This is a genomic window from Spirillospora sp. CA-142024 (genome assembly GCF_050942325.1).
Lineage (GTDB): Bacteria > Actinomycetota > Actinomycetes > Streptosporangiales > Streptosporangiaceae > Spirillospora.
In genome coordinates this window covers 7582487-7598172 of record NZ_CP192077.1, presented here as the reverse complement: position 1 = coordinate 7598172, position 15686 = coordinate 7582487, and the positions used below count along the sequence as shown (strand labels likewise).

The window sequence follows — 15686 nt, the reverse complement described above, 5'->3', positions numbered from 1 at the left end:
CATGGGGCTGTGTCTACCCAGGGGGGCGATCCCCTGGAACCCCCGTCACGCCCGTTGGTGGTGGCCGAAATTTCATAGGCTGGGGGTATGAGCCCCCGGAAGAATCGCCGTAACTACACCGGACGTCCCCCCAAGCGCGAAGGCGGGCCGTGGGCTCAGGAGACCGAGGACGGGCCGGACGGGGAGTGGATCGTCCGGTCGATCGCCGGGGCCAACGCGACGAAGCCGTACCGGTGCCCCGGGTGCGACCAGGAGATCCCGCCGGGCGTCGGGCACGTCGTCGCCTGGCGGGCGGGTGACGGCGGCGACGACCGGCGGCACTGGCACCGCCCCTGCTGGCAGGCCCGCACCCGCCGCTCGCCCCGCATCCTGCGCGGCCGGAACGCGCCTCGTTACTAAGGAGACTCATGGCGGAGATCAGGGCGGCCAGCGTGCTGCCGGCGCGGCGTACGGAGATCACGCTGCACACGTCCGACGGGCTGGAGCTGGTCGGGGAGCTGGCGCTGCCGCCGGAGCGTCCGCCGGTGGCGACGCTGGTCTGCCTGCATCCGCTGCCCACGGCCGAGGGGATGATGGACAGCCACGTCCTGCGCAAGGCGTCCTACCGGCTGCCCGCACTGGCGGACCTTGCGGTGCTGCGGTTCAACACCCGCGGGACGACGTCGGCGCGCGGCACGAGCCAGGGCGAGTTCGGCGACGGCGAGACCGAGCGGTTCGACGTCGCCGCGGCGCTGGAGTACACCGAGTATCACGACCTGCCGCGCCCGTGGCTGCTCGGCTGGTCGTTCGGCACGGAGCTGGCGCTGAAGTGGGGACGCGACCCGCTGGTCGAGGGGGCGATCCTGCTGTCGCCGCCGCTGAAGCGCGCGGGCGACGCCGACCTGGACGCGTGGGGCGCCGACGGCCGCCCGGTCGTGGCCCTCGTGCCGGAGTTCGACGACTATCTGCGCCCGGCGGAGGCGCGGGAGCGGTTCAAGCGCGTCCCGCAGGCCGAGGTGATCGGGGTCGACAACGCCAAGCACCTCTGGGTGGGCGAACCGTATGTCCGGATCGTGCTGAACGAGATCGTCAGGCGGGTGGCCCCGGGTGCCTATCCGCTCCCCACGGAATGGGACGAACCGGACAGATAAACGCTTGCGGCCGATCGCGGCCACTCCTGTCCCACCGGGCGCGATCGCGGGTGACCATTGCCCAATGACGGTGCAGCTGTACGCAAGGGACGTCGGAAGCGGCACGCCGCTCGTCCTGCTGCACGCCTTCCCGCTCTCCTCGGCGATGTGGCTCGGCCAGCGCGAGGGCCTGGCGAACCGGTTCCGGGTCATCACCCCGGACCTGCGCGGCTTCGGCGGGTCGGTGCTCGGCGACGACGAGCCGTCGATCGACGCGATGGCCGACGACGTCGCCCGCATGTTCCGCGGCCTCGGCGTCCGGCGGGCCGTCGTCGGCGGGCTGTCCATGGGCGGCTACGTGGCGATGGCGCTGGGCCGGCGGCATCCGGACCTGATCCTCGGTCTCGTGCTCGCCGCCACCCGCGCCGCCGCCGACACCGCACCGGTCCGGGAGAACCGGCTGCGGCAGGCCGAGCTGCTCGAAAGCGAGGACAGCACGCGGGTCCTCGTGGACGAGGTGCTGCCCGGCCTCGTGGGCCCCACCACCTACCGGCAGCGGGCGCTGATCTACGGGCGGGTCCGGGGCCTCGTCCAGGCGACGCCGCCGCGCGCCGCCGCATGGGCGCAGCGTGCCATGGCGGGACGCGCGGAGTCGTTCGGCGCGCTCCGCGACCTGCGGGTGCCCGCCCTCGTCATGATCGGCGACGAGGACGCGCTGGCCACCGAGGCCGAGGCCCGCGCCATGGCGGACGCGATGTCCAACGCCGAGCTGCTGGTCATCCCGCGCGCCGGGCACCTGTGCGCGGTCGAGCAGCCGGACCTGTTCAACCAGGCGGTGGCCGAGTTCGCCGCCGCCCTCGCCCGCACGGCCCGCTGAGCTAGAGCGTCTCCTGGCGCGGCATGACGACCTCTCGGATCAGCAGCGAGATCGCGGCCGCCGTCGGGATCGCCAGCAGCGCGCCGACCACGCCGAGCAGCGCCGCGCCGACCAGCGCCGCGACGATCGTCACCGCGGGCTGGACGTCCACGGTCCGCTTCATGACGCGCGGATAGACCACGTAGTTCTCCACCTGCTGGTAGATCACATAGAAGATCACGCAGGCGATGAGGTCGGTCGTGTTCCCGGTGATGAACGCGACCAGGCACACGATCACCGCGCCGATCGTGGCGCCGATGAGCGGGATCAGGTCGGTCACCGCGACGATCAGCGCCAGTGCGAGCGCGTACTTCACCCCGAGGATCGACAGGAAGATGTAGGAGCACACGCCCGCGATGAACGCGATCGTGAACTGCCCCGCGACATAACCGCCGATCCGGTCGAGGATCTCGTCGCCCAGCAGGGCGACGCGGGCCCTCCGGGTGCGCGGCGCCAGCTTGTAGAAGAACGTCTTGATCTGCGGCAGCGAGCTGAGGAAGTACAGCGTCAGGATCAGGATCGTGATCGTCTGGAAGATGCCGTTGATCGCGACCTTGCCGATGCCGGTGGCGGTGTCAGTGAGGCCCTTCTGGAAGCCGTCGCTGTTCACCGCCTTCTCGGCGCGCTCCAGCAGCCCGTAGCGCTTGTCCCAGTCGGCGAGCGTCCTGTTGTCCTGAAGCTGCTGGACGTACTCGGGGATGTTGTGCCGCAGCTCGGTGACCTGCTCGGACACCGGCTGGACGAGGGACGCGACGAACCCGGCGAAGAACAGGATCACGATCAGGAACACCGTCGCGACCGCGGCACCGCGCGGCAACCCGAACCTGCGGAGCCGCTCGACGGCCGGGTTGAGCCCCACCGCGAGGAACATCGCCACGATGATCATCACGATCACGGACTTGGCGTTCGTGGCGGCCTTCACCAGCATCCACGCGGTGATCACGCCGAGCGCCGCGGTGAACCCGAACACGAACGGGTGGGCGCGGCCGAGCGGCTGACCGGGCCGTCCGAACGGGAACAGGTGGTCGACGCCCGCCTCGCGCTTGCGCTGCTCGACGTCGTGCGCCGGGTCGGGCGCGCCCGGCTCGGGCGTCACCTGCTCGGCGGCGGGCAGCGGCGCCGGGAGGGAGACCGGGGCGCCGGTCGCCGGGTCGCGTTCCCCCACGGGCTCCTCGATCTCCTCGGGCCGCAGCGCACCGCTGGGCGCGGTGGCCTCATCGTCCTCGGCCTCGCCCGCGGCCGGGGCCTGCTCGTCGTCAGGGGACCCGCCCCCGGACGCGGGCCCGGCCGGGTCGCCGTCGTCGGCGGGCGGGGCCGGAGCGGGCACCCGGCGGCCGGCCGCGCGCGGGCCCTCGCCGGACGCGGGCTCCGGCCGGTCCTCGTGGGGGGTCTCGTCGGGCACGCCGCTCTCCTCTTCCTACGCCTACGGTGTGAGACGGCGGAAAGCCCGGAGACGTTTCACCGCCTCCAGGCTTTCCGTCACGTCCTACCGTCTCAGGCGGTCACTCCTGCCACCAGTCCTCGTCGTCGTCCTCGGACTTCTTGGCCTGGGCCTGCTTGGGGGGCGCGGCCTTCGCGGCCGGCTGCTGCTTCGGCTGGGCCTGCTGCGCCGGGGCCGGCTTCGGCTCGGCCGCCGGGATCGCGGCCTTCTCCGGGGGCGCGGCCAGCTCGGCGTCGCCGCCCATCGTCGGCGCGACGCCGCCGATGAGCTGACGCAGCTGGTTGAGGTGGCTGGTGATGCTGTCGCGCTGCCGGGTGAGCTCGTCGACCTGGCGCTGCGCCGCCGTCCGGACGCGGTCGGCCTCGGCCTTGGTCTCGGCGAGCAGCTGCTCGGCCTGCGCCTTGGCCTCGGCGATCACGTTGTCGGAGTTCTTGCGGGCGTTGGCCATCAGCTGCTTGGCGTGCGAGTCGGCCTCGCGCCGGGTCTGCTCGGCCTGCTGGGTCGCCTTGGCGGCCCGCTGCTCGGCGGACGCGGCCCGCTGCTCGGCCTCGGCGACCAGCTTCTGCGTCGCGGCCTGCGCGGCGGCGTGCCGCTCGGCGTCCTGCCGGTCGGCCTCCTCGCGGCGGGCGGCCAGCTGGATCTCGAACTCGGCCTCGGCCTGGGCGCGCTGGGCCTCGCTCTCCTCCAGGATGCGCTGTGCCTGCGCGCGCATCTCGTCGGCCTGCCGCTTGGCCGTGGTGAGGATCTCGTCCCGCTCGCGCTTGGTGGACGCGCGCAGCTGCGCGACCTCGCGCTCGGTCGTGGTGCGCAGCTTGGCGATCTCGCGCTCGGCGCCGGCGCGCTTCTCGGCGACCTCGTGGTCGGCGGTCGCGCGCAGCTTGGCGACCTCGCGCTCGGTCGTGGAGGTCAGCTCGTCGGCCTCGCGGTGGGCGGAGGTGCGCACCTCCTCGGCCTCGCGCTCGGCCGCGTTGCGCATGTCGTCGCCCTCGCGCTGGGCGTTGGCGCGCAGTTCGGCGGCGTCGTTCTCGGCGGTGGCGCGCTGCTCGGCGGCGTCGACCTTGGCCGCGGCCTTGATCTCGTTCGCCTCGGAGCGGGCCGCCTGGACCAGCTCGGTCGCCTGCTCCTCGGCGAGCCGCAGCAGCTGCTCGATGCGGGCGCCTAGACCGGAGTAGGTGGGACGTTCCTGCTCCTGCAGCTGCCGGTGGGCGTCCGACAGCTCCCGCTGCAGGGCCTGGGTCTGCTCGCGGGTCTGCCGCACCTCGTTGTCGAGCGTCTTGATGTGCTCGTCGACCTGGTGCCGGTCGTAGCCGCGAAGCACCACGTCGAACTCGCGCGGGGGCGTGTCTTCAAAGAAGTTGCTGAGCTGGGCGTCGATGTCGGACTGCATGTGGCTCAATCCTGATGTGACGGGGCTACGGGTGGTTCCGGGGACCGGTTGATCGCCTGGCATGAACGGGCGCAGTGCCCCAGACCTCTTCCGGCGAATGAAGCGTACTCCGGACACTGCCGTGTTGGGGGCTCATCTTGACGCGCTGCGTGGAATGTCCCTTTTGTTCGAGCGTGCGGCAAGCCCTCGGGTACCCAGGTGCCGGGGGTGCAAATACACCAGAGGTGTCCGAACGGTCACAGAGCGGCGGTTGGTGCCCCGCCGTCCGCGACCGTGATATCGAACACGTCACGATCCGGTCGCGCCCGCGCCGCGCCCGGCGGACAAGATCATCCGGCGGCCGGGGGCTTCTGCACCAGCTCCGTCAGGACGCCGTGGCAGTCCTTGGGATGCAAAAAGTTGATCAAGGATCCCATGGAACCGTTGCGCGGCGCGTCGTACAGCACCCGCACGCCCTTGCCGGCGATGCCGGCGGCCTCGGCGGCGACCGTCCCGTCCGTGCCGAACGCGATGTGGTGGACGCCCTCGCCGTTCTTCTCCAGCCACTTGGCGACCGCCGAGTCGTCCCGGATCGGCTCGATCAGCTGCAGGTAGCTCGCCGCGCCGTCCCCGGTGTCGTTGATCTTGAGCATGCACTCCCGGACGCCCTGCTCCTCGTTCACCTCGAAATGGGCGTCGGTGAAGCCGTAGGTCGCCTTGTAGAACTCGACGGTCGCCTCCAGATCGCGACAGGCGATGCCGATGTGGTCGATACGGGTCAGCATGGGCGTTACTCCCTCTCCGGCGGCCAGGCGGGGGCGAACGGAACCGGACGGCCGTCCCCTGGGTATGGTGGCAAACGTCGCCGCAGCACCATCCTGGAGGCCCCCACATGACCGCCACTTCCGTGATCGTCGCAGGAGCGCGCACCCCCGTCGGGCGCCTGATGGGCGCGCTGAAGGACTTCTCCGCGGCCGACCTCGGGGCGCACGCGATCAAGGCGGCGCTGGAGCGCGCCGGGGTCTCCGGCGACCAGGTGCAGTACGTGATCCTCGGCCAGGTGCTCCAGGCCGGCGCGGGCCAGATCCCGTCCCGGCAGGCGGCGGTCAAGGCGGGCGTCCCGATGAGCGTCCCGTCGATCACGATCAACAAGGTCTGCCTGTCCGGGCTGGACGCGATCGCGCTCGCCGACCAGCTGATCAGGGCCGGCGAGTTCGACATCGTCGTGGCGGGCGGCATGGAGTCGATGACCCAGGCCCCGCACCTGCTGCCGAAGTCGCGCGGCGGCTACAAGTACGGCTCGGTCGAGGTCCTCGACCACATGGCCTACGACGCGCTCACCGACGCCTTCGACGACATCTCCATGGGCGAGTCGACCGACCGCTACAACGCCAAGCTGGGCATCACCCGCGAAGAGCAGGACGAGTTCTCCGCCCGCTCCCACCAGCGCGCCGCCGAGGCCATCAAGAACGGCGTGTTCGACGACGAGATCGCCCCGGTGGAGATCCCGCAGCGCAAGGGGGAGCCGGTCGTGTTCTCCGCCGACGAGGGCGTGCGCGGCGACACCACCGCGGAGGTCCTCGCCAGGCTGCGTCCCGCGTTCGGCAAGGAGGGGACGATCACCGCCGGCTCGTCCTCGCAGATCTCCGACGGCGCCGCGGCCGTCGTCGTGATGTCCAAGGCCAAGGCCGAGGAGCTCGGCCTGACCTGGCTCGCCGAGATCGGCGCGCACGGCAACGTCGCGGGCCCGGACAACTCGCTGCAGTCCCAGCCGTCCAACGCGATCAAGCACGCCCTCGGCAAGGCGGGCCTGACCGTGGACGACCTCGACCTCATCGAGATCAACGAGGCGTTCGCCTCCGTCGGCATCCAGTCGATGCGCGACCTCGGCGTCGGCCCCGAGAAGGTCAACGTCAACGGCGGCGCCATCGCGGTCGGCCACCCGGTCGGCATGTCCGGCGCCCGCATCGCCCTCCACCTGGCCTACGAGCTGAAGCGCCGCGGTGGCGGCACCGGCGCCGCCGCCCTCTGCGGCGGCGGCGGCCAAGGCGACGCGCTGTTGATTCGTGTTCCGGCCCGGGCACTCGCCTAGCGGCTCGCGCCCGACCGGACCACGTGCGATCGCTGGCATCGCTCCGGCTCGCCTTGCGGCTCGCTGCGCGATCGGATTCTCGCAAGCTCGAATCCGCCTTCGGACGCGATCGCGATACTCCAGGTCGTTGCGGGCTGGGTCGGTGGCTGATGCCGGTGCGCCCTATTGGGGGGCGGGGGTGATGGTCACCGTTTTGAAGCCGAGGGCCTTCAGCATGTTCTCCAGCATCGACTTGGTGTTGGCGTCGGCGCGTTCCTTCAGGCCGCTTTGGGCGGCGGCCGTCTGGATCTTCTGGGACGCCAGGATGTAGAGCTGCTGCTGGTTGTTCGGGTTGCTGCTGAAGAAGTCGCCGAAGCGGTCGAGCAGGCCGCGTTCGGTGGCGTACACGTAGCTGGTCTTCGAGTCCAGGTTGGTCTTCTCCAGCTCTGCGCGCGGCAGTGTGACGGTTGCGGCCGTCCGGTCGTGGTTGACCTTGACGGCGCCCGAGCCGAGCTTGGAGAAGTCCACGTAGGCGTCGACCGAGCCGTTGCCGACGAACAGCGTCCGCTTGCCGCGCAGGGAGGACGGCAGGAACTTGGCGTCCTTCTCCAGGTCCACGACGACCTGGAAGTTGCCGCTGGCCGCCTCGTAGCGGTGCATGTCGCGGATCGACTTCAGCAGGACGGGTCCGCTGCGGTCCTTCGTCTCCTCCCCGAACGGGTTCAGCCAGCCGGGCAGGCCGCGCAGCACCTGCTGCGCCACCAGCACGAGCGCGATCGTGGCGACGACGAGCACGACGGGGGTGAGCAGGCCGCGCCGGGGGGAGCGGCACCGGCCGGGGGACGACTTGCGGGGTGCGTCGTTCTTCGGTTCCGAGCGAGCCATGTACGGGACATTCCCGGCGAGGGCGCCGGCTACCTCACCCCGTCGGCCCGGGTGCGGCGGGCGACGGGCGCCGCAGGTCGGACTCGTGCGTCGCCAGCTCCACCTCGATCAGCGACTCGCTGCGGAGATGCGCCTCATGGGCGGCCCGGCCGCCGCGGACGCCGAATAGCCGTTTGGTGACGACGATGTAGACGATGAGACCGATATTGAGCACCAGCGCGCCGATGCGCAGCACGGTGACCTTCTCCACCAGCTCGTAGATCTCGATCGGCAGCCCGAAGCACGTGGCGACGACCGCGAAGTACTCGCCCCAGCGCTTCAGCAGCCACAGCCCGACCGCCTCGATCAGCTCGATCGCGCCGTACACGATCAGGCCGGCGGCGAGCCAGCGCAGCGTCCGCGCGTCCAGGTCGAAGACGTGCCGGATGGACGTGATCACCTTGGAGTGGTCGAGGTCCCAGCCGATCTGGTCGGCGATCGGGCGCAGCAGCGGGATCTCCTTCTCGAAGATCCGCTCGATCGAGCCGCGGCTGCCGGCGAACCGCCACACCCCGTATGCGGCGACCAGCACGATCAGGCCCCGGATGCCGCGCTCGACCGCGAAGAACCGCATGATGAACGCGTCCCGCAGCTCCCGGCCGCGCTTCACCAGCGGCGCCCGGTCGGCCGGGCCGGAGCCGTGCGGCTCACCGTGCACGTACGTCCCGCAGCGCAGGCAGCGCCACGCATCGCCGACGGGGGACGGGACGACGAGCCGCTCGCGCAGCCTCTCCTCGTCGGGCGCGTAGGTGATGTGCCCCTTGCGTGCGCAGGTCAGCAGGCTCCAGTCCACGCGGACACCCTAGACGTCCGTGATGCCCGGTACATGTCACGGTTCGTGCACAGTCGTGTGATCAACGTCATAGGAGGGGGCGAAACCCCGGGCCGAGTGCGATCCGTTGACGCCGCGTGGACATGATTCGTGTTTTCCGGTTCGTCTCCGTCGCCGAGGCGGTCTCGTTCCTTCTCCTGTTGCTGGTGGCGATGCCGCTGAAGTACGGGGCGGACGCCCCGGCCGGCGTCCAGCTGATGGGGCCGGTCCACGGAACCTTGTTCTTGGCGTATGTCGCCCTGGTCTTCCTCGTCCGCGAGCAGCTCCGCTGGGACGTCCGGCGCACGGTCCTCGCGCTCGGCGCGGGCGTCCTGCCGGTCGCCCCGTTCTTCGTGGAACGTCACTGGACCCGGCGGGCCGCCGAGCCCGCCGCGGAGCCGGCCGGACGCGCCTGAGCCTTCGCCGGGGGGCGGAAGTCGTCCGGGCCGAGCGCGCAGGAGCGGTACTCGGCGAAGTGGAGGCGCAGCCAGGCGCGGCGGCGGTGCTCGCTCCAGGCCGCGAAACGGCGCGCCGCGCGCGTGCCCGGGGGCGATGGGGGATCGTCTCCGAGGAGCCACGCATCGACCAGAGCCTGGTAGCCGTTGGGGTTCGTGCAGGCGTCGGAGTCTTTGAGTCCATCGCTGATCTGCCGGACTGCCCGGGCCGCGTATCCGGGGGAGAGGTCCTCGTCGAGGTGGACGGCGGCGACGCCGTTCACCACCGCGACGGCCGCCCACGCGGGACGCTGCTCCACCCTCGTGAACGCGCCGGGCGTCCCGTTCAGCCGGGCGGCGAGCGGGGTGGCCGCCGCCATCAGCGGGGGCAGCGCCGCCCGCAGGGCCGGATGCACGCAGACGGTCAGCGGCCACCGCCGGCACACCTGTTCCGCCGGGACGGGGGCGACGGTTCCGGCGCCGGAACCGTGCAGGCCGAGCGTGGCCGAGACGGTCGCGGCCATGGCCGCCGTCAGGGGGAGGACGATCAGAAGCCGCCGCGTCACCCACAACACGTAGCCGAGGATCAGAGCGGTGGTCAGCCCGGCCGCCCAGAGGACCTGGTCGGTGAACACGGCGGGGCGCAGGGTGGTGAACAGCTCGATGCGGGGGAACGCGGCGGGGGGCAGCAGGCTCCACCACGACACGCCGGGGACGCGCAGGGCGGCCCACAGCGACGTCACGGCGAGGACCAGGGCCGCTGTAGTGCGGTGCGGGACGACGCGGCCTGTCAGGTAGCCCGCGACGACATGCAGCACGAGCGCGCCCGCGCCGGCGACGACACCGAGGGGATGCGGATGCCCTGCCTGCCCCTGCACGACGGTGACCCCGACGACCAGCACCGTGACCGCGGCATAGGAGACCAGCACCGCGGACGACAGGAGCAGCAGGTCGAACAGCACGCCGGTGGCGGGCGAGCGGGCCGTGAGGCCGCGCAGGTAGTCGAGCGGCCGTTCCCGGACGGCCGTCCACGCGGCCAGCCCCGCGGCGGCGGGGCCGAGGAACCGGACGGCGTTGACCAGCGCGACGACGGTGTTGTCCCAGTAGGCGACGGACGTGGACAGCGACAGCCCGGCCGCCGCCGTTCCGAGCAGGGTGAGGACCGGCACCGCGATCAGCAGTGCCGTGCGACGGGCGTCCAGCCGGAGCACCCGCCCGAGGTCAGACACCGGTGGCGCTCCCGGCGGGCGGCCGCCCCGCCCGCACCCTCGCCAGCTGCGGCAGCGTGAGCTGCGGCAGGGACACCTGCGGCAGCGCGACGCGGGGCGGCGCCGGCCGGCCGGGGCGGCGCCGGCTCATCGCGTCGGCGGCCTGCGGTTCGAGGGCGGTCCGCGGTTCGAGGGCGGTCTGCGGCCCGCGGACGCCGCGCCGGTCGGCGGCGGAGCGGCCGCGGCGCGCGGCGGCCGAGTGCGTGGGCTGCTCGGTCAGCTTGCCGCGGGTGAGCGTGAACAGGCGGTCGCACCAGCCCGTGAGCGTCTCGGTGGCGTCGGCGGTGACGACCACCGTCGGCGCCAGCGAGCGCAGGACCGGGATCAGCTCGGCCATGGCCGCGGTGAGCGTCAGCCGCCCGGGGCACTCGATCCCGGTCGGCCACGGCTCGGCGGCGGCGCACAGCTCGCCGAACGGGTCGTCCAGGAGCACGAGCTCGGGCTCGTGGACGCAGGCGGCGGCGAGCCCGGCGCGCAGCCTGACCTCCGGCGGCAGCAGCGCCAGCTCCGTCCCGGCGGCCTCGGTCAGGTCGAGGCGCCGCACCATGGACCGCGCGGCGGACGTGCTCATCCGCTTGTAGTACGCCGCGTAGGCGACGAACTCGCCGGCCGTCATGTTCTCCGCCCGCGAGAACCGCGCGGGCAGATAGCCGATGCCGGCCCGGGCGGCCCGCTGCCCGGCGGCATTCGTTATGTCGTGTCCGAGAATGTGCAGCGCGCCGGCATTCGGCCGGCGCAAGGTCGCGAACGTGGCCAGCAGAGTGGATTTACCGGCACCAGGTGGACCGGCCAGGCCGACCACGCCTTCGGGCACGCCGAAGGTCACCGGGCGCAGGAGCCACCGCCCCCCGCGGCGGACACCCATTCCTCGGGCCACGATCACGGAATGCTCCGCGATCACAAGTGTTTCCCCCCGTTGCTCGTCATGCGGTCGCGGCGGCCGGACGGTGCGCTCCGGGCGCCGGTGGCCTCGGGTCCCCCAACCCGCCACGCGGCGCCCGCCGGGCCGGACCGCCCCCCGGCGGCGCCGGCACCGGCCGCTTTTGCCGGGCCGCGATGCATCGACATCGTGACTATAACCGGGCTTGGTGATGGCTGTCAGCAATCTTTTTGCCTTTACAGCAGCACGTCTGGATTCTTTGCCCGCCACGCCGGAGAGGAGAATTCAAGAAAGGCGGATAATTCTCTGGAAATGCCGCGGACCCGGACGGGCCGGGCGGCCGGCGCGGGCGGCGCGCTCCGCTGAGGGCGTACGGGCGTACGGCAGGGGGCGGTCATGGGGCAGGATGGACCCATGCCTTCTCAGGACTTTTCGTTGCACGGGGCCATCGACCTGGGGGCGCGCCAGGCCGCGGCAAGGAAGCAGCAGGAGCGCCGGGCGCAGGGCGGCGCCGCGCCCGCCGGCGCGGCCGGCGGGCCGTACGTCGTGGACGTCACCGACCAGACGTTCAACACCGAGGTCGTGGAGCGGTCGCAGTCCGTTCCCGTCCTCGTGGACTTCTGGGCCGAGTGGTGCGGTCCCTGCAAGCAGCTCGGCCCCATCCTGGAGAAGCTCGCCACCGAGGCGGCCGGCAAGTGGATCCTGGCCAAGGTCGACATCGACGCGAACCCGCAGCTCGGCGCGTACATGCAGCAGATGGGCGTGCGCGGCATCCCGTTCGTGGCGGCGGTCGTCGGCGGCCAGCTGCTGCCGTTCCTCAACGGCGCGGCGCCCGAGCCCCAGGTCCGCCAGGCCATCGACCAGCTCTTCGACGCGCTCCGCAAGGAGGGCATCCTGCCGGACGCCCCCGAGGGCGAGCAGCCGGACGCCGGCGCGGCGGACCTCCCCGCGGTGGACCCGGTGTACGCCCAGGCCGAGGACGCCCTGCAGAAGGGCGACCTGGACGCCGCCAAGGCCGCGTTCGAGCGGATCCTCGCCACCGACCCCGGGGACGGTCAGGCCAAGCAGGGGCTCGCTCTGGTCGACCTCAGCCTGCGCGTCCGGTCCCTGGATCCCGAGCGTGTGCTCCAGGAGGCGGCCGAGAAGCCCGGCGACGTCCAGGCCCAGATCAGCGCGTCCGACGTGGAGATGGTGTCCGGGCGCATCGACGAGGCGTTCGAGCGGCTGCTGGGCGCGGTGCGGCGCGGCGCCGGCGACGACCGCGACGCGGCGCGCAAGCACCTGCTCTCGCTGTTCGAGCTGATGCCGCCGGACGACCCGCGCGTCGGCAAGGCCCGCCGCGGCCTGCAGTCCGCCCTGTTCTGACCGGACGGCCGGCCCGCGCCGCCCGCGAAACGGCCGCTGAACGGGAGCGATCTGGGACGACCGGGACACCGGACCCCGGTGTTGAGCGTATGCTCGATGACAATGACCGCGCCCGGACGGCCTCCGTGAACCACTTCCACGGGGCCGGCCCCGCCGATCCGCGGCTCTACCACCTCGTGATCGACACCACGAGGCCGCCCGTGCCCGCGACCGTCGAACTCATCGTCGTCGCGGTCCGGGCTTTTTGAGTCGCGGGGCGGGACCGGGCCGCGGCCCCCGGACGCGCCGTCCCCGTCGGGAACGGTGCGCGCGGGACCGGACAGACCCGTAGCAAAGGGAGCTTTAGTCGTGGCGAGCGTGCCAAGCGTGTCGTACTCCATCACCGTCCGGCTCGAGGTCCCGGCCGGCGGCAGGGCCGTCAGCCAGATCACCCATGTGGTCGAGAACGCCGGCGGCATCGTCACGGCCCTCGACGTCAACACCGCCGGCCACGAGACGCTGCGCATCGACGTCACGATCGCGACCCGCGACACCCAGCACGCCGAGGCGATCGCCGGCGCGCTGGAGAACATCGAGTCGGTCAAGATCCACAAGGTCAGCGACCGGACGTTCCTGATGCACCTCGGCGGCAAGATCGAGATGCAGTCCAAGGTGCCGCTGCGCAACCGCGACGAGCTGTCGATGGCCTACACGCCCGGCGTCGCCCGCGTCTCCCTCGCCATCGCCCGCAACCCCGAGGACGTCCGGCGGCTGACGATCAAACGCAACAGCGTCGCCGTCGTCACCGACGGCTCCGCGGTGCTCGGCCTCGGCAACATCGGCCCGGAGGCCGCGCTGCCCGTCATGGAGGGCAAGGCGGCGCTGTTCAAGCGGTTCGCCGGGATCGACGCGTGGCCGATCTGCCTGGACACCCAGGACACCGACGAGATCGTCCGGACCGTCCAGATCCTCGCGCCCGCGTTCGGCGGCATCAACCTGGAGGACATCTCCGCGCCGCGCTGCTTCGAGGTCGAGGCCCGGCTGCGCGAGCTGCTCGACATCCCCGTCTTCCACGACGACCAGCACGGCACCGCGATCTGCGTCCTCGCCGCGCTGACCAACGCGCTGCGCGTCGTCGGCAAGGACCTCGGCTCAGTCCGCATCACGATGGCGGGCGCGGGCGCCGCCGGCACCGCCATCCTGAAGCTGCTGATGCACGCGGGCGCCCGCAACCTCGTCGTCTGCGACTACCGCGGCGCCGTGCACAAGGGCCGCGACGACCTGGACGACTCGCTCCGCTGGATCGCCGAGCACACCAACGCCGACGGCTACTCGGGCGAGCTGCGCGGCGCCGTGAAGGACGCCGACGTCTTCATCGGGGTGTCCGCCCCCGGCATCCTGGACGGCGACGACATCGCCACGATGGGCGACGACGCGATCGTGTTCGCGCTCGCCAACCCCGAGCCCGAGGTGTCGCCGGACGAGGCCCGCGAGCACGCCGCCGTGGTCGCCACCGGCCGCAGCGACTACCCCAACCAGATCAACAACGTGCTGGCGTTCCCGGGCGTGTTCCGCGGGCTGCTGGACGCCCAGGCCGACGGCGTCACCCTCGACATGCTCGCCGCCGCCGCCACGGCCCTCGCCGAGGTCGTCACCCCGGACGAGCTCGGCCCCAACTACATCGTGCCGAGCGTCTTCCACCCGGAGGTCAGCACCCGCGTCGCGGGCGCCGTCCGCGAGGCCGCGGGCGGCCGTCCCCGCACGGAGGCCTAGGAGTCCTTCCCGGCGGCGAACATCCGCTCGCGGCGGCGCGGCCAGATCCCGCCGTACCAGAAGATGATCACACCGGTGAGGATGACGGCGCCGCCGGTCGCGGCGCGCGCCCACAGGACGGCGTCGGGACCGGTGTGCGGCAGCTTGCCCGGCGGCGTCTCGCTCGGCGCGGCGCCGCCGCCCGCCTTCTTGCAGTTCGCCTTGACGGTGTCGCTCTGGATCCGCTTGTTCGCCCAGTTGACGGTCACCCGGGTGCTGCGGTCCTCGCGGAGTTCGACGGCGACCGTCCGGGTGGTGCCGGGCCCGATCTTGCCGGGGATCGCGGCGGTGTCGTCGTTCTTCTCGATCGAGAAGTCCTCGCTCCGCGTACCGGTGTTGCGGACCCTGACGTTCACGGTGCGGGCCGGGCAGGACACCGACCCGATGGTGGCGGTGACCGGCCGCGCGCCGGACGGGGTCGGCTTCGGCGAGGTGCCGGACGGGCTGGGGCTCGTCGACGAGGTGCTCGACGCCGGTGACGCCGACCCGTCCCCGTCGAACAGCGCCGGGATCGCGATCAGCGCCCCGATGACGATGAACACGGCGGCGATGACGACCCTGGGCAACTGCATCGCTGTCCTCCCGGCGCGCACCGAAGCGGGTGGCCGATGATCCTAGATCATTGTTAACCCAGGACCTTGTGGTGCCGATATCCCCATCGATAGGAATGCGTAACAGGCTAACGAGCGGAGGGGCGTGCCGCCGGAGGTCCGGGCAACGCATCATGGAACCCATGGAAGACGGCATCAGGGTGGGGCTCCTGCTGGTGGCGACGCCTCAGCTGGAGGATCCGAACTTTCGGCGGAGCGTCGTCCTGCTGGTCGAGCACGACATGGACGGGGGCACGCTGGGCGTTGTCCTCAATCGGCCGACCGAGGTTCCGGTCGGCCGCGTGCTGCCGCCGTGGGCCGAGCTCGCCACCGGACCGGCCGTGGTGTTCCAGGGCGGCCCGGTCGCACTGGAGAACGCGCTCGCCCTGGCCCGCCTTCCCGGTGAGGACCAGCCGCTCGGATGGCGAGCCCTGGACGGCGGCACCGAGGTCGCCAGGGTGGGCCTGGTCGACCTGGAGGCCCCGCCCGGCCTGCTGGCGGCCGAACTGCTGCAGCTGCGAGTGTTCGCCGGATACGCCGGCTGGTCGCCCTGGCAGTTGCGCGCCGAGATCGAGGAGGGCTCGTGGTACCTGGTGCCCGCCGAGGCCGGGGACGTCTTCGCCGGCGACCCGGACCGGCTGTGGCAGGAGGTCCTGCGCCGGCAGGGCGGCGATCTGGCGTTCGTCTCCACTTTTCCCGAGGACCCCACGCTGAACTAAG

Annotated in this window: 17 protein-coding genes; 9 read left to right on the top strand and 8 right to left on the bottom strand. The window is 72.1% G+C overall.

Annotation, left to right across the window (positions count from 1 at the left end):
- Positions 1–87: 87 nt before the first annotated feature.
- The 3 genes from ACQPZP_RS35905 (at position 88) to ACQPZP_RS35895 (ending at position 1986) form a co-directional block, all read left to right on the top strand.
- Entirely contained in the window at positions 88–399 is a 312-nt protein-coding gene (locus ACQPZP_RS35905; protein ID WP_433474119.1) for an ATP/GTP-binding protein, read from the top strand.
- An 8-nt stretch (positions 400–407) separates the two neighbouring features.
- Positions 408–1130: an alpha/beta hydrolase gene (locus ACQPZP_RS35900; protein WP_433474118.1), complete on the top strand. Its 723-nt coding sequence runs from the start codon at positions 408–410 to the stop codon at positions 1128–1130.
- Between the two features lie 64 nt (positions 1131–1194).
- Positions 1195–1986, top strand: a complete 792-nt coding sequence (locus ACQPZP_RS35895) for an alpha/beta fold hydrolase (protein ID WP_433474117.1) — start codon at positions 1195–1197, stop codon at positions 1984–1986.
- Position 1987: 1 nt separating this feature from the next.
- On the opposite strand, the gene ACQPZP_RS35890 is transcribed toward ACQPZP_RS35895, so the two are convergent.
- The 3 genes from ACQPZP_RS35890 to mce form a co-directional block, all read right to left on the bottom strand.
- The gene (locus ACQPZP_RS35890) at positions 1988–3427 is read right to left on the bottom strand and encodes an AI-2E family transporter (protein ID WP_433474116.1); all 1440 of its coding nucleotides are present in this window, start codon (positions 3425–3427) and stop codon (positions 1988–1990) included.
- A 100-nt stretch (positions 3428–3527) separates the two neighbouring features.
- A complete protein-coding gene (locus ACQPZP_RS35885) occupies positions 3528–4853 on the bottom strand; it encodes a DivIVA domain-containing protein (RefSeq protein WP_433474115.1) in 1326 nt (441 codons plus the stop codon).
- Positions 4854–5182: 329 nt separating this feature from the next.
- Positions 5183–5617: a methylmalonyl-CoA epimerase gene (mce, locus tag ACQPZP_RS35880; RefSeq protein ID WP_433474114.1), complete on the bottom strand. Its 435-nt coding sequence runs from the start codon at positions 5615–5617 to the stop codon at positions 5183–5185.
- Positions 5618–5724: 107 nt separating this feature from the next.
- Here mce and ACQPZP_RS35875 point away from each other — a divergent pair, with 107 nt between their 5' ends.
- Positions 5725–6924, top strand: a complete 1200-nt coding sequence (locus ACQPZP_RS35875; protein WP_433463839.1) for an acetyl-CoA C-acetyltransferase — start codon at positions 5725–5727, stop codon at positions 6922–6924.
- Positions 6925–7086: 162 nt separating this feature from the next.
- Here ACQPZP_RS35875 and ACQPZP_RS35870 read toward each other — a convergent pair whose 3' ends face one another.
- Together ACQPZP_RS35870 and ACQPZP_RS35865 are read right to left on the bottom strand one after the other, a co-directional pair.
- Entirely contained in the window at positions 7087–7788 is a 702-nt protein-coding gene (locus ACQPZP_RS35870) for a DUF4230 domain-containing protein (RefSeq protein ID WP_433474113.1), read from the bottom strand.
- A 34-nt stretch (positions 7789–7822) separates the two neighbouring features.
- Positions 7823–8620 (bottom strand): DUF2127 domain-containing protein, encoded by a 798-nt coding sequence (locus ACQPZP_RS35865; protein ID WP_433474112.1) that lies wholly within the window; start codon positions 8618–8620, stop codon positions 7823–7825.
- A gap of 122 nt (positions 8621–8742) precedes the next feature.
- On the opposite strand from ACQPZP_RS35865, the gene ACQPZP_RS35860 reads away from it, so the two are divergent.
- On the top strand, positions 8743–9054 hold the full coding sequence (locus ACQPZP_RS35860) for a DUF3817 domain-containing protein (protein WP_433474111.1): 312 nt from the start codon (positions 8743–8745) through the stop codon (positions 9052–9054).
- Here the strand turns inward: ACQPZP_RS35860 and ACQPZP_RS35855 are convergent.
- Positions 9000–10301 (bottom strand): hypothetical protein, encoded by a 1302-nt coding sequence (locus ACQPZP_RS35855; RefSeq protein ID WP_433474110.1) that lies wholly within the window; start codon positions 10299–10301, stop codon positions 9000–9002. The two genes, ACQPZP_RS35860 and ACQPZP_RS35855, sit on opposite strands and share 55 nt — an antisense overlap.
- Positions 10294–11223 (bottom strand): ATP-binding cassette domain-containing protein, encoded by a 930-nt coding sequence (locus tag ACQPZP_RS35850; RefSeq protein WP_433474109.1) that lies wholly within the window; start codon positions 11221–11223, stop codon positions 10294–10296. Before ACQPZP_RS35850 ends, ACQPZP_RS35855 begins: the two co-directional genes overlap by 8 nt.
- 411 nt (positions 11224–11634) lie before the next feature.
- Between ACQPZP_RS35850 and ACQPZP_RS35845 the strand changes: the two genes are divergently transcribed.
- The 3 genes from ACQPZP_RS35845 (at position 11635) to ACQPZP_RS35835 (ending at position 14337) form a co-directional block, all read left to right on the top strand.
- Entirely contained in the window at positions 11635–12585 is a 951-nt protein-coding gene (locus tag ACQPZP_RS35845; RefSeq protein ID WP_433474108.1) for a tetratricopeptide repeat protein, read from the top strand.
- Positions 12586–12674: 89 nt separating this feature from the next.
- Entirely contained in the window at positions 12675–12833 is a 159-nt protein-coding gene (locus ACQPZP_RS35840; RefSeq protein ID WP_433474107.1) for a hypothetical protein, read from the top strand.
- Positions 12834–12933: 100 nt separating this feature from the next.
- The gene (locus tag ACQPZP_RS35835; RefSeq protein ID WP_433474106.1) at positions 12934–14337 is read left to right on the top strand and encodes an NAD-dependent malic enzyme; all 1404 of its coding nucleotides are present in this window, start codon (positions 12934–12936) and stop codon (positions 14335–14337) included.
- Here the strand turns inward: ACQPZP_RS35835 and ACQPZP_RS35830 are convergent.
- Complete coding sequence (locus ACQPZP_RS35830) at positions 14334–14948, bottom strand: hypothetical protein (RefSeq protein WP_433474105.1); 615 nt, start codon at positions 14946–14948, stop codon at positions 14334–14336. The two genes, ACQPZP_RS35835 and ACQPZP_RS35830, sit on opposite strands and share 4 nt — an antisense overlap.
- A 161-nt stretch (positions 14949–15109) precedes the next feature.
- On the opposite strand from ACQPZP_RS35830, the gene ACQPZP_RS35825 reads away from it, so the two are divergent.
- On the top strand, positions 15110–15685 hold the full coding sequence (locus ACQPZP_RS35825) for a YqgE/AlgH family protein (RefSeq protein ID WP_433474104.1): 576 nt from the start codon (positions 15110–15112) through the stop codon (positions 15683–15685).
- Position 15686: the final 1 nt, after the last annotated feature.

Excerpts from the sequence above, each read along its gene's own strand:
- ACQPZP_RS35905 (WP_433474119.1), top strand. The coding sequence starts at position 88 with ATGAGCCCCCGGAAGAATCGCCGTAACTACACCGGACGTCCCCCCAAG.
- ACQPZP_RS35900 (WP_433474118.1), top strand. The coding sequence starts at position 408 with ATGGCGGAGATCAGGGCGGCCAGCGTGCTGCCGGCGCGGCGTACGGAG.
- ACQPZP_RS35895 (WP_433474117.1), top strand. The coding sequence starts at position 1,195 with ATGACGGTGCAGCTGTACGCAAGGGACGTCGGAAGCGGCACGCCGCTC.
- ACQPZP_RS35885 (WP_433474115.1), bottom strand. The coding sequence starts at position 4,853 with ATGCAGTCCGACATCGACGCCCAGCTCAGCAACTTCTTTGAAGACACG.
- mce (WP_433474114.1), bottom strand. The coding sequence starts at position 5,617 with ATGCTGACCCGTATCGACCACATCGGCATCGCCTGTCGCGATCTGGAG.
- ACQPZP_RS35875 (WP_433463839.1), top strand. The coding sequence starts at position 5,725 with ATGACCGCCACTTCCGTGATCGTCGCAGGAGCGCGCACCCCCGTCGGG.
- ACQPZP_RS35870 (WP_433474113.1), bottom strand. The coding sequence starts at position 7,788 with ATGGCTCGCTCGGAACCGAAGAACGACGCACCCCGCAAGTCGTCCCCC.
- ACQPZP_RS35860 (WP_433474111.1), top strand. The coding sequence starts at position 8,743 with ATGATTCGTGTTTTCCGGTTCGTCTCCGTCGCCGAGGCGGTCTCGTTC.
- ACQPZP_RS35845 (WP_433474108.1), top strand. The coding sequence starts at position 11,635 with ATGCCTTCTCAGGACTTTTCGTTGCACGGGGCCATCGACCTGGGGGCG.
- ACQPZP_RS35840 (WP_433474107.1), top strand. The coding sequence starts at position 12,675 with ATGCTCGATGACAATGACCGCGCCCGGACGGCCTCCGTGAACCACTTC.
- ACQPZP_RS35830 (WP_433474105.1), bottom strand. The coding sequence starts at position 14,948 with ATGCAGTTGCCCAGGGTCGTCATCGCCGCCGTGTTCATCGTCATCGGG.
- ACQPZP_RS35825 (WP_433474104.1), top strand. The coding sequence starts at position 15,110 with ATGGAAGACGGCATCAGGGTGGGGCTCCTGCTGGTGGCGACGCCTCAG.